At 64.4% G+C, this 13189-nt stretch carries 10 protein-coding genes; 2 read left to right on the top strand and 8 right to left on the bottom strand.

The window, feature by feature from the left end; translation table 11 throughout:
- Positions 1-786, top strand: coding sequence for a response regulator (locus tag VNN55_01685; protein ID HWO56255.1), 786 nt, complete (start codon positions 1-3; stop codon positions 784-786).
- A gap of 7 nt (positions 787-793) precedes the next feature.
- Here the strand turns inward: VNN55_01685 and VNN55_01680 are convergent, their stop codons facing one another.
- From VNN55_01680 to VNN55_01660, 5 genes are read right to left on the bottom strand one after another with little or no spacing between them, the layout of a single operon-like run.
- Positions 794-997 carry a DUF2892 domain-containing protein gene (locus VNN55_01680; protein HWO56254.1) on the bottom strand — a complete coding sequence of 68 codons (204 nt, stop codon included), beginning with the start codon at positions 995-997 and terminating at the stop codon, positions 794-796.
- A gap of 53 nt (positions 998-1050) precedes the next feature.
- Positions 1051-4299: an efflux RND transporter permease subunit gene (locus VNN55_01675; protein ID HWO56253.1), complete on the bottom strand. Its 3249-nt coding sequence runs from the start codon at positions 4297-4299 to the stop codon at positions 1051-1053.
- Complete coding sequence (locus VNN55_01670; protein HWO56252.1) at positions 4296-5330, bottom strand: efflux RND transporter periplasmic adaptor subunit; 1035 nt, start codon at positions 5328-5330, stop codon at positions 4296-4298. The genes VNN55_01675 and VNN55_01670 overlap by 4 nt, the downstream gene beginning before the upstream one ends.
- Complete coding sequence (locus tag VNN55_01665; GenBank protein ID HWO56251.1) at positions 5327-6667, bottom strand: TolC family protein; 1341 nt, start codon at positions 6665-6667, stop codon at positions 5327-5329. Before VNN55_01665 ends, VNN55_01670 begins: the two co-directional genes overlap by 4 nt.
- Before the next feature lie 59 nt (positions 6668-6726).
- Entirely contained in the window at positions 6727-7416 is a 690-nt protein-coding gene (locus tag VNN55_01660) for a metalloregulator ArsR/SmtB family transcription factor (GenBank protein ID HWO56250.1), read from the bottom strand.
- A gap of 259 nt (positions 7417-7675) precedes the next feature.
- Between VNN55_01660 and VNN55_01655 the strand changes: the two genes are divergently transcribed.
- Positions 7676-9478: a lysyl oxidase family protein gene (locus VNN55_01655; protein ID HWO56249.1), complete on the top strand. Its 1803-nt coding sequence runs from the start codon at positions 7676-7678 to the stop codon at positions 9476-9478.
- Here the strand turns inward: VNN55_01655 and VNN55_01650 are convergent.
- The 3 genes from VNN55_01650 to VNN55_01640 are packed head-to-tail and all read right to left on the bottom strand — an operon-like array spanning position 9475 to position 13166.
- The gene (locus tag VNN55_01650; protein HWO56248.1) at positions 9475-11565 is read right to left on the bottom strand and encodes a thioredoxin domain-containing protein; all 2091 of its coding nucleotides are present in this window, start codon (positions 11563-11565) and stop codon (positions 9475-9477) included. The genes VNN55_01655 and VNN55_01650 overlap by 4 nt on opposite strands.
- Positions 11566-11624: 59 nt before the next feature.
- A complete protein-coding gene (locus VNN55_01645; protein HWO56247.1) occupies positions 11625-12770 on the bottom strand; it encodes a hypothetical protein in 1146 nt (381 codons plus the stop codon).
- Positions 12771-12785: 15 nt separating this feature from the next.
- On the bottom strand, positions 12786-13166 hold the full coding sequence (locus VNN55_01640; GenBank protein ID HWO56246.1) for a VOC family protein: 381 nt from the start codon (positions 13164-13166) through the stop codon (positions 12786-12788).
- Positions 13167-13189: the final 23 nt, after the last annotated feature.

The following is a 13189-nucleotide window of genomic DNA, read 5'->3' as shown; positions in this document are numbered from 1 at the left end:
ATGGAAGACGCCCCCCGTTTGCTGCTGGCGGATGATGAGAAGACCTTTCTGAACGCCACCGCGGAGCTGTTGCGGCAGGAGGGGTACTATTGCGACACCGCCCTCGACGGCGCCACCGCCGCCGCGCTGCTGCGCAGCAACCACTACGACGTGCTGATCGCCGACATCAAGATGCCCGGCAATCCCAACCTCGAGCTCATCCGCCAGGTGGCGCGGTCCATCGACGGTCTCCCGGTGATCATCGTCACCGCGCACCCGTCCTTTGAGACCGCCGTCGACGCGCTCGAACTGCCCGTGTGGGGTTATCTGGAAAAGCCGCTGGATTTCGATCTGCTGTTGCAGCGCATCCGCGTGGCGCTGCAATTCCGCCACCAGTTCAGCGTCGTGCACAGCCAACGCCGCCGTGTGGAGGAATGGCTCGATTCGGTCGATCTGGTCGAGTCGCTCATGGTGCGCGCGACCACGCCCGACACGCAGGCCTCGGTCGAGACCTTCCTGGCGCTGACCATACGCAACATCTACGGGGCGCTGGATGACATGCAGCGTCTGGTCTTCAACCAGCGCCACCGTGTCCAGGGCGACGCCTGCCATCTGATGGATTGTCCGCGCCCGAAGGTTCTGTTGGAGGCGCTGCAGGAGACGATCGCCGTCCTCGAGAAAACCAAAAGCGCGTTCAAGTCGAAGGAACTGGGGGCCCTGCGCGAAAAGCTGGAAAAACTCGTGGCCGAGGCGCAGACCCCGGCCACGTTTCGTCCGAACCCGCCGCCGGACACTCCGGCGGTTTGAGGCGCGCCTACGACGCGGGCTGACGGCGCGCAAAGACCGTCTTCTTCAGAATATCTTCCATCAGGCACCACTTCGTGAACGCCGACTGCAACAGATTGGCGCCCACAAACGCGGTGAACAGAAACCAGTAGGGACTGACGAACCAGCCCAGGGCCACGCTGGCCAGAACGAACGTCCCGGCGATGGCGCGGATAGTGCGTTCGAGTGACATGTCTTCCTCCTCTGTCCTTTGCTTATACGTTACCGAAACGCTCTTGTTCGCGCTCAAACCGCCTGCACCGGGGCGGCGTGTCTGTGCTTGTGACCGACATAGTACAGGACCGGCACCGCGATGCGGCTGATCAGCAGCGAGGCCACCTCGCCGGCCATCAGCGCGATCGCCAGTCCCTGGAAGATCGGATCGAAGAGAATCACCCCGGCGCCGACGATCACCGCGCCGGCGGTCAAAAGCATCGGCCGGAACCGCACCGCGCCGGCGTCGATCACCGCCTCATCCAGCGGCATGCCCTCATGAACGCGAAGTTCGATGAAATCGACAAGGATGATTGAGTTGCGAATCACGATCCCCGCCCCGGCCATGAACCCGATCATCGAGGTGGCGGTGAAAAACGCCCCCATCAAGCCGTGCGCCGGCATGATGCCGATGAGGGAGAAGGGAATCGCGGCCATGACGACGAGCGGCGTCAGCAGCGACTGGAACCAGCCCACCATCAGGATGTAGATCAAAATCAGCACGGCGGCAAAGGCCATGCCCAGATCGCGGAAGACTTCGATGGTGATGTGCCACTCGCCATCCCACTTCAGCGACGGTTCCATGGTCGAAAAGGGCTGCGACGCGTTGTAGACCTGCAATCCGGAGGCGCGCCCGCCGAAGGCCGTCATGTCCAATTGCGCCAGCTGCTTATTCATATCCATGATCGCATAGACCGGACTTTCGCGCTCGCCGGCAACGTCGCCAATTACGTAGGTGACCGGCATCAGGTTCTTGCGATAACGCGTCTTGTCGACGATTCGTTCCTCGACCCGCACCAACTCCGACATCGGCACCAAAGCCCCCGTGCGCGGCGAACGCAGTGCGAGACCGAGGAGGTCCTGCGGACCGGTCTTGTGCGCCCGCGGCAGTTCGACAACCACCTGGATGTCCTCGCGCTCGCGCGGCTCGTGGCCGATGTCGACCGGCACACCGTCGACCGCGACACGCAGCGTATGCGCGATCATGTCGGCGGAGATGCCGTGCATTGCCGCCTTCTCGTGATCGACGACAAACGTCAGCTTGCGCTGATCCTCCTCCTGATAGGTGTCGATGTCGACGACACCCGGCGTGCTGGCGAAGACGCGCCGGACTTCGCGCGCCAGTTGCGTGCGGCTGGAATCGGTGGGGCCGTAGATTTCCGCCACCAGCGTCTGTAGCACCGGCGGCCCCGGCGGCACTTCGGCCACCGCCACGCGGGCATTGAATCGCCGGGCGATCTCGGCCACCTTCGGCCGCACCCGTTTGGCGATTTCGTGGCTCTGCGCCGAGCGCTCTCCCTTCGGCAGCAGATTGACCTGGATGTCGGCGACATTGGCGCCGCGCCGCAGGAAGTAGTGCCGGACCAGGCCGTTGAAGTTGAAGGGCGCCGACGTGCCGGCGTAGACCTGGTAGTTGGTCACTTCCGGCTCGTGGGACAGCGACAGCGCGATCTCGCGCGAGGCGCGCACCGTCTGCTCCAGCGAACTGCCCTCCGGCATGTTGATCACGATCTGGAATTCGTTCTTGTTGTCAAACGGGAGCATCTTGACCTGCACCCAGCCAATCGCGACCAGCCCCATGGCGCCCAGGAGCGCCAGCGACACCACCAGCATGAAAATCCGCCGCGCCGTGGGGTTGTGAATCAATTCGCCCATGTAGCGCCGGTACAGTCGGGTGGTCCACTCCTCGGTCTCGCCGTGGCCGGACTTCTCATCCTTGTCCCGTTTCCAGTGCAGCACGCGCACCGCCGCCCACGGGGTGACCGCAAACGCCACCACCAGCGAGAAGAGCATGGCCGCGGTCGCGCCGATCGGGATCGGCCGCATGTAGGGCCCCATCAGCCCGCCCACAAACGCCATCGGGAACACCGCGGCGATGACCGCCCACGTGGCGAGAATCGTCGGATTCCCCACCTCCGACACCGCCTCGATGGCGACCTGCCCCCAGGGACGTCCCTGATTCTGCGGCAGGCGCAGGTGGCGGGTGATGTTTTCCACCACCACGATCGCGTCGTCGACCAGAATGCCGATGGAGAATATCAGCGCGAACAGCGTGATCCGGTTGAGGGTAAACCCGGTCATGTAGAAGACCAACAGCGTGAGCGCCAGCGTCGACGGAATCGCCAGCGCCACAATGATCGACTCGCGCCAGCCGAGACTGAGCAGAATCAGGATCGAGACGCTCACCACGGCGATCATCATGTGCAGCAACAGCTCGTTCGATTTTTCCTCGGCCGTCTCGCCGTAGTGGCGGGTCACGGTCATCTGCACGTCGGCGGGGAGGAACTGCCCTTTGAGGTGGTCGATCTTCTCGAGCACGTGGTTGGCGACCACGATCGCGTTGGTGCCCGGGCGCTTGGCGATCGACAGCGTCACCGCCGCCTCGTCCTGATGCCTGTCGCTGGCGGCGGCGCCGGAACCAAAGAAGACCACCTGGTTGAGTTCCTCCGGTCCGTCGAGCACCGTGGCAACGTCGCGCAGATAGACCGGCGCGCCGTCATAGACACCCAGCACCACCTGTTCGATGTCGCGGGCCGACTGCAGGAAGCCGTCGGTCTCGACCACCAGCTCGCGGTTGTCGCGCGTGATCGCCCCCGACCGCATCTGGCGGTTGGCCTGCTGCAGGATCGGAATGACCGACAGCGGATCGAGGCCGCGCGCCGCCAGCGCGTGCGGATCCAACTGGACCCGGTATTGACGGCGCAGACCGCCGATCAGCACGGTCTCCGAGACATCCTTCACTTGTTTGACATGCTCTTCCAGTTCGGCGACCAACTGCCGCAGTTCGAAGTGGTCCTTCAGCGGGCTGTGGAAGGTCAGCGCCAGAATCGGCACATCATCGATCGAGCGGGGTTTCAGAATCGGGAACGACACCCCCGAAGGGATCCGGTCGAAGTTGGACTGCAGCTTCTGGTTGAGTTTGACCAGACTGCGCTCGACATCCTCGCCGACCAGGAAACGCACGATTACCAGCGCCTGCTCGGGACGGGTGATTGAGTAGACATACTCGACGCCTGGGATCTCCCAGATCAGCTTCTCCATCGGCGCGGTGACGCGGTTTTCGACTTCCTGGGCGCTGAAGCCCGGCACCGCGACCATCACATCGACCATCGGCACCTTGATCTGCGGCTCCTCCTCGCGCGGCAGCAGCGTGACCGCCAACACGCCGAGCAGGACCGACGCGATGATCAGAAGCGGCGTCAGTTGCGAGTTGACAAACGACCGCGCAAATGTCCCCGCCAGCCCCTGCGAAGACGGCGGATGTGGAGGCGTGGCGCTCATGACTGCTCCTCGACCGGGTCGCCATCGGTCAGTTTGTCGGCCTCGCTGGCCACGACGCGCTCGCCTTCGCTGATGCCGGAGAGGATTTCAATCCGGTCCTCCAGCGTCCGTCCGGTGCGCACCAGCCGCAACAACGCCCGGTTGTCGGGGCTGACCACATAGACCAGTTCCAATTGGCCGCGGCGCACGAGCGCGGATGTGGGAATGAAGATGCCGGTGTAGTCGTCCAGTGTCGGCACCAACAGGCGGCCGAACAGACCGGGACGGAGACCGGAGTGATCGGGCAGACCCAACTTGGTGATAAAGGTGCGGCTGTTCGGATCGGCGCTGGGCGAGAGTTCCTCGACCACCGCCGGAATCCGCACATGCTCCGCCTCCATCGCCACCCACATCGTGTCGCCGATGGCGAACCGTCCACGGCGCGACTCCGACACCGACACGACAAACTGCAGGGAGGCGGTGTCCTCCAACACAAACAGGGGACGTCCGGGCACCGCAAGGTCGCCCACCTCGATCGATTTGCGCGTCACGGTGCCGGCAAAGGGCGCGACGATGCGGGCGTAGGTGAGCATCGCTTCGGCCTCCTGCAGGCCGGCCGCCGCCACCGCCGCGCGCGCCTTGACGCCATCGTACTCCTGCTGCGTGGCGGCGTTCTGGCCCAACAGCGTCTCGAAGCGTTTCAGATCCTCCGCCGCCTGGTCGGCCAGCGCCTTGGCCTGCTGCACGCGGGCGCGGAATTCGCGCGTGTCCAGCTCGGCCAACAGGTCGCCCTGGCGGACCCGGTCGCCCAACGCGAGCGGAATGCGCTCGACCCGCGCCTGGACCTTGGTCTGGATGTCGGCGCGGTTGCGCGCGGTGACCGTCCCCATCTGCTCCTCATAGGAGAAGCTGGGCAACCGCTCGGCGCTGGCCAGACGCACCGTCTTGGGCGGGCCGTCGGGCAGACGCGAGTCGGATTCCTTGTGACCGCCGCACCCGGCCAGAGCGATCAGGCCGGCCAACGGCAGCGCGAGAGCAATGATGCGTTTCATGACTGGTTGCCTCCGATGATGGGCAGATTGTAGGCGCGGCGCAACGCGGCGATGGCCAGAAGACGGTCGGCCTTGGCCTGCGCCAAGCCGACCTCAGCTTTCACCAGCGCCTCTTCCGCGTCGATGACTTGCGAGGATATCGCCAGGCCCTGTGCGAGTCGCCGGCGGGTGAGGTTGGCGCTCTCGGTCGCCAGGGCGACCGCGCGCTCCATGACCGCAACCCGCTGCGTCGCCTCCGCCAGGTTGAATTCCGAGGACGCCCGCTCAACCGACAGTTGCAGGCGCGTTTGACGCGCCATCTCCTCGGCGGCCTTCAAACGCGCCCGTTTCTCGCTTACCGACGCGCCGGTCAGGAACCCGTCGAAGATCGACCACTCCAGCGCCAGCCCGGCCGTCCAACTGTCCTTGTCGCCGTCGAACTCCCAGCCCTGATAGCGGTCGATGGACGCGAAGGCGTTGATCGACGGGAGATATCCCGCCTTGGCCGCGCGTAACTCGGAGCGGGCGGCCTCGGCGAAGGCCTGACGCGATGCCGCCTCGGGACGCTCTCCGGGCGTGACGCCCTCCGGGACCGGGATGTCCAGTTCATCAAGGCCGCCGAATTGATTGTAGGGAAGACTGTCCAGGCCGATTGCCAGGCGCAGTCCTTCGCGCGCCAGCGACAGAGCGTTGCGCGCCTGGATCAATTGCTCTTCGGCTTGCGCCTGCTGCACCTGGATATTGAGCCACTCAGTCTTCAGCGCGGTGCCGGCATCGACCCGGCTTTTGACCACCGCCGCAGAACTGTCGTAGGCGCGCACCGACCCTTCCGCGGCGCGGACAAACTCGGCCGCGGTGAGCACGCCGAGATAGGCGCGGGTGACCTGCAAGGTGACATCGTTGCGGGTGGCTTGGTCGATGTGACGCATCCCGCGCTCGGCGGCCTGCGCGGCGCGCCGGTTGGCCCAGTCACGTCCGCCGCTGAACAGCCGCCACCCCGCCTGCCCCGACAGCAGCCAGTTGTCCGCCGCCTCGGGATTGTTCAGGTCGCCGCCCAGCGAGAATTGCCCCTGATTGAGCGCGTACATGAAGACATTGACCGGATTATCGCTCTGTGAGTAGGACGAATGGAGCGACAACCGCGGGAAGAAGGCCGCGCCGGCCTGACGGGTGCGCGCCCGGGCTTCTGCCACTCCCTCCGCCGCCGCGCGCACCAACGGCGATTGCTCCTGCGCCAACGCCACCGCGTCGGCCAAGGTCAGCCGCTGCGCCTGCGCCGGATGCGCGGGCAGAATCATGAACGCGAGCACAAGCAGCCCGGCCGCCGCCGTGAGTGTGAGAAATGGCCGATGCCTCATCGCCGCCTCCATCGAAACTGCCGTCTGGTGTTGTTCATCTGTCGTTCTCCTTTGAATGATCACGGTTGTCCTCCGCGCCGCTCCACCGGAAGCCCGGCGCCGCGCCACTCCGGGAAACCGTCTTCCAGACGGCGGGCGGCCAGTCCGGCGGCGCGCAACTGCTCGACCGCTTCGATCGACAACAGGCAATAAGGTCCGCGGCAATAGGCCACAATCTCCCGGTCGCGGGGCAACTCCCCGATCCGGTTCCGCAGCTGGTCCAGCGGAATCGAGATCGCATCGGGAATGTGGCCGGCATTGTACTCACGGGCCGGACGCACATCGAGGACCACCACCCGCCCCGCCCGCGCGCGTTCCAGCAGTTCCGCCTGCGGCACCGGCTCAAGTTGGTCGCGTTCGTCGACAAACCGCGCCACCAACTCGCGCAGATCGGACGACAAGACGACCGCCACACGGCGCAGCGATTGCCAGAGGGTCACCACATCGTCGCCGGACAGGGAGTAGTGCACATACAACCCCTCCTTGCGCGAGGTGACCAGGCCCGACTGACGCAGGACTTGCAGATGCTGGGAGATATTCGATACGGTCGTGCCGATTTCGTGCGCCAGATCCTCCACCGTTCGCTCGCCTTGTGAGAGGAGGTCGAGGATCTCCAACCGGTGCGGATTGGCCAGCGCCCGGCCCAAGCGCGCGAATTGCCCGTAGAGGCGGGTCTTATAGAGAAGCGTACTGGTTGGCTTCGGATTCATAAAGTATTCCAGCGAATACTAAAGTAGCTGCTTTGTGCTCATACGGCAAGCTGAATTCGCCGTTTGTGCCATCGAGCGAGATTTTTTCCCGCGCGCGGGGGTGATATATCTATCGCGCTGACAGACAATGTCTTATGGGCGGAATAAACGGGACAACGGACCGAGACGAATCTTTCCGTCCACGATTCTGCATTCGAGGACTATATTTATCCCACATCTCGCAGGGGGCGAGATTGGGTCGGCTGCCCTTCGCATATCCATGAACCGTCTGCGCGCATTCATCGCGTTCATTCGTTCCGCTGCACTGCTGGCGCTGTGTGTGTCGGGGGCTCTGCTGTCCGGCAGGTCGCCCGTACGCGCCGCCGACGATCTGCTGCCCGACATCATCGTCCGGCCCAACGACCTCTACAACAATGATGTGGTGACCAATATCGAACCGGGGCGTACCCATCTGCGGTTTTCGACCTCGACGGCCAACATCGGTCGCGGGAGGCTGCACCTGATCGGTGTTTTGCCGCCGCTGCCGGATGGGTCACAACTGGTGATGCAACGGATCTTCCGCAATGACGGCACCTACTGGGACGATTCCGCCGGCGCCTTTGTCTATCACCCGACCCACAGCCACACGCACTTTGAGAATTGGTGCGTCTATCGGCTGCGCCAGGTGCTGGCCGGCGACGGGGTTGGGCCGATTGTCGCCGCCAGCGGGAAGACCAGCTTCTGCGTCCTTGATCTGGCGGTGCACAACAGCTCACTGCCCAACTTCAACCCGACGCCCTACTATGTGAACTGCGCTTCCGGGGTGCAGGGGCTCTCGGTGGGCTGGCTGGATTTGTACTCCAAGTCTCTGCCGGGGCAGAACATCGACATCACCGATCTGCCCGACGGACTCTACTGGCTGGAGGCCGAAGTCGACCCCGACAACAACATTCTCGAGTCGGACAATGGCAACAACGTGACCCGGATCAAGGTGAGCATCGGCGAAGGATCGGGCGTTCCACTCGATGCCTTTGAGCCCAATGACTCGCTGTCGCATGTGCTGTCGCATCTGGAAGGCGCGCCCAACAGTCCCAATCTCGGGCCGTGCGGGCCGCGGCGGCAGATCGCCAACCTCACCATCCACGAGGCTGGCAACAACGACTACTTCCGCTTCTACTGCGCCGGCACCGGCGCCGCCGCCGACACCCTCCGGATCGATTTTGTGGATTCACAAGGCGACCTTGATTTGAAACTGCGCGACTCCGCCGGGGTGCAACTGGCGGTTTCCCAGGGAACCAGCAACACCGAGATCATCCTGCTGACCGGACGGCCGCCGGGGTGGTACTACGTCCACGTCTACGGTTATCAGGGCGCGATCAATCCGCTCTACACGCTCACCATCAATCCGCCGGCGGACAGCGCGCCGACCATCACCGTCCTCGATCCGGCGGGCGGCGTTACCAAGCGCGCGCACGGATTCGAGAACTACACCACCACCTGGGATGTCGACGATGTCGACGGCGACCCGACTTGGGTGACGATCTACCTCAATACGGCGCCGACATTCGATGGCAACGAATTGCTGCTGGAAGGATCGCTGCACACGCCGGGAGTGGACGGCTACCACATCGTTAACTCGGCGGCTGTGCCGCCGGGTGTTTACTGGGTGTATGCTCAAGTGACCGACGGCGGCTCCGTGGCCGGCGACTGGTCGGACGGGCAGATCGAATTCCTCACATCCTTCGACAGCGACTTCGACGGGATCTTCGATTACGCCGACAACTGCATTGGCTGGCCCAATCCCTCACAGGAGGCCGGGTGCCTGCGCCACGGCGACCCGGAGGCCGATGGTGTGATCAATGTCTTCGATGTCGTGCGCACGGTCGACATCGCCTTCCGTGGCCAGCCGTCGTTCGTCGATACCGACTGTCCGCACAGCCCCGCCGGACGCACCGATCTGAACTGTGACGGCAGCACGAATGTCATTGATGTGACCATGCTGATCGAAGCGGCTTTCCGCGCGGCGGTGCCGGAATTCTGCAACCCGTGCGCCTGCCAGTCCTACCCGTCCAATTGCCCTTAGGATTGCGGCTTTCTCGAACCGAACTCCCGAATCACGCGCGGCAGCTCATCCGGATCACTGACCGGCGGCGCGCAGACGTTGTCGGCGCACACGTAGGCACAAGCGGCATCGCCCCGGATCATCGCGCGCAGCGGCGCAGGCACCGCTTCTTTGTCCGCCGCAGTGGCGGCGACGAGCCGCCGGAGGGACTTCCGAGGGTGATACAGGCCGCGGGCGGTCTTCCACAAGTGTTGCGCACGATCATTGTCCGTCGCGCCGGTTACCACGATGGCCAATTCACCCAGGCGAAACCGCTCGGCGGCGTTGAAGTAAGCCCCGGCAAAGATGCCCATGCCATCGGCGGTCCCGGCGAAGGCCGCCAGTGTCTGCTCCGCCCATTCGCGATAGCGCCTCTGGTCGGTCATGTGCGCCAGGCGCATGAGCACTTCGGCGGCGATGGCGTTGGCCGATGGAGTCGGCGCATCCTGGATCGGTTTGCGCGGCTGTGCCAGAAGCCCCACACGTTCTCCCGATGGCGGCTGGTCGAAGAACCCGCCGCCGTTCGCATCCCAGAGGCGATTGTGCAGATCGTCCATGATGCGGCCGGCGGTCGCGATCCCGTCGATTCGTCCCCCGCGCTCGCCGGCATCCAGCAACGCGCGCGCCACGAATACACCGTCGTCCAGCAACCCCACGGGCACTTCCGCGCCGACCGCGTGCCGCACACGTCCATCCGCCAACACGCAGTCGCGCACGATCCGGTCCAGCGATTTCAGGGCGAAGCGCGCGGTCTCGGCGTCATCGAGGTAATCCGACGCAATCAGGCAGGCGGAGATCGCCATGCCGTTCCAGCCGGCGTACACACGCCGGTCGACGAAGGGCATCGGACGCCGGTCACGCGCCGCCTGCAACTTCGCGATGCCGGAGGCCAACAGCCGTTCCACCTCCGCCTCCGAACACTCCAGGCGCGCCGCGATTACGTCGATATCTTCGGCGACAAACAGGACGTTGCGCGCCGGGTTGTGATGCATCTCGCCTTTGTCCTGAATGTCGAAGCGGGCGGACAGCACCGGCAGCTCGTCCCGGGCGCAGATCGCGCGGACCTCATCAAGCGTCCAGGTGAAGTAATCGCCGTCATCGTGGAGACCGACATCGGCATCCTGCGATGTGAAAAAACCGCTCTCACTCCGGTCCGAGAGTGTCGCGCGCAGGAATCGAATGATTCCTTCGGCCGTGGCCCGGTAGAGCGGATCGCCGAACGCCGCATACGCCATCGCGTAGTTGCGCAACAGTTCGGTGTTGTCGTAAAGCATCTTTTCAAAATGCGGGACAATCCAGCGGGCATCGGTCGAATAGCGGTGGAATCCCCCGCCGATCTGGTCGCAGACGCCCCCCCGCGCCATGCGCGTTAATGTGCGCCGGATGACCTCCGCGCGCTGCGGCGTGGGATCATCGGCCTGACGTCCGAGCAGAAACTCGATGGTGGCGGAATGAGGGAATTTGGGCGCGTCGCCGAATCCGCCATGCGCCGGGTCGAATGTCGAGATCATCTGCGCTTCGGCGCGCGCGGTCAATCCCGCGGTCACGGCGCCGGCGGACGCGCGCGCGGCGTGCGCCGCCAGCGCCGCCGACAGCTCTTTCGCCGAGGTCTCGGCGCTGTCGCGCGACTGCGCGTAGTAGTCGGCCACCAACCGCAACACGTCGGGGAATCCCCGACGCCCAAAACGATCCTCCGGCGGGAAGTAGGTGCCGCCGGTGAACACGTCGCCGTCCGGTGTGAGGAAGGCGGTCAACGGCCAGCCGCCCTGCCCGGTGATCGCCGACACCGCCTCCTGATAGCGGCGGTCGACATCGGGGCGCTCGTCGCGATCGACCTTGATGGCGACAAAGCGCTCGTTGATGATCGCCGCGGTCGCGGGGTCCTCGTACGATTCCCCGTCCATCACATGACACCAGTGGCACCAGACCGCGCCGATGTCCAACAGGATCGGTCGGTTCAACTGGCGGGCGCGCGCGAACGCTTCCTCGCCCCATGGGTGCCAGTCCACCGGCTGATGCGCCGCCGATCGCAGGTAGGCGCTATGTTCCCGGGCGAGTCGATTGGGCATGGGCGCAGAGGCAGCGGCGCGTACGCGCCGTGTCCATTCCTGTTGTGCGGCGTTCCCCGCTATTGTTCGTGACTGTGCTGCCCCGGCCTGACATGGATGCCGTTGGGCAGCAGCCCGACCTGGATCGAATCGGTCACGGTCAGCGATCCGCCGTCGCGCCGCAGTTCATAGACCCATCCGGGCGTTCCCTGCAGCGTGCCGTTGTTGGCCGTCACGTAGAGGAATTTCTCGTCCGACGTGGCGGTAATCCCGAAGGTGCCGTTGTGCTGCACGACCGCTTCCGCGTGGGAGCCATCGGTCAGGTCGACGAGAAGCACGCTGTTGCCGTCCTGCGTCGTGACCGCCAAATAGCGATCATTGTCAAGCAGCATGCAAAGCCCGAGATGGTAATTGCTGATCGCGCCGGAGCGGTTGACAAACGGAACCAGAAGCGTGTCGATCGTTTGCCGCCGCACGATGTCGACGACAAAGATGGCCGACTGCCCTTCCCACTTCGATTTACGGCAACAGACATAGGCCAGCGAATCATCGTTGGCGATCGCGATGCAGTAGGGAGAGAACACCGGCTGGCCCAAGGGCGCCGGATCGTTGGGATCCAGCTTTACATTGAAGACGTTGTTCTCCGGGTCGCCGTCTGGATAATAGTAGGTTAGTTCGTCGGAGCCGGTGTTGACCACAACCACCGTTTCGCCATCGGAGGTCATGGCGACAAAGTGCGCCTGCGACCCGCAGGTGATCGAGTCCACCTCGGCCAGATCATTGAATCGCAGGATGTACATCTTGGTCCGCTGGCTGATCTCCTGGCCAAAGTCGGTCACGTAGACATGCTCGGCGTCGGGTGTGGCCAGAAGCCCCGTGTAGTAATGGGCCAGCGTACTGGAGGCCAGAAGCGCGTTGGTGGCGGCGTCGTACTTGTCCACCAACCCGCCCGGGGTGCGACCGACGACGAAGTAATACAGATGCGCATGGTCGAAGTGCAGATGGTGCGGCGCCGGATGCGCCATCGCAAGATCGTCGTCGTGACGCTCAAGCCCCGGCACCGACAGCACTGTCAGCGTGTTGGATTTTTCGTTGAGGACATAGAGCTCCTCCTGCAAGACATCCCGTGGCTCGTCGTCGGAACACGCCGCCAGGACCAGCGACAGTGTCAGGACGCCGACCAGGGCAGCCCATCGGCGGGACAGATGACGCGTGGATCGGATCACGGAAACCTCCCGGTGTCACTCGCTCAGACTCTGGTAAATCATCAGCGTGTTGCCGTCGGGGTCATGGAACGTCGCCAACCGGACCATGCCCTCGTAGGTCCGGGTCTCTCCGTCAAAACGGACCTGGCGCGCTTCCAGTTCCCGGCGGGCGCGATCGATGTCCAGGACGCCGAAGACGAGCGTGGCGTTGCCGCCGCCGGCCGGCATGCGGTCGACCCGGTTTAAGCCCACATTCACACGCGCCACCGGGCTTTCCAGCTCGCACCAGCCCATTTCATCGATCCTGTAGAGCAGCTTGAAGCCGAGCACATCCTCGTACCAGCGCACGGCGAGGTCGAGGTCGGCGACATCCAAACTGCAGGTCAATCCGCCGTCATATCCAAGTGTTGCGGCCATGTGGCTCTCCTCTCCGGCGGATG

The organism is bacterium (assembly GCA_035559435.1).
Classification (GTDB): Bacteria; Zixibacteria; MSB-5A5; order WJJR01; family WJJR01; genus JACQFV01.
Note: the sequence above shows the minus strand (reverse complement) of the source record. Positions and strands in the feature narration are given on the sequence as shown.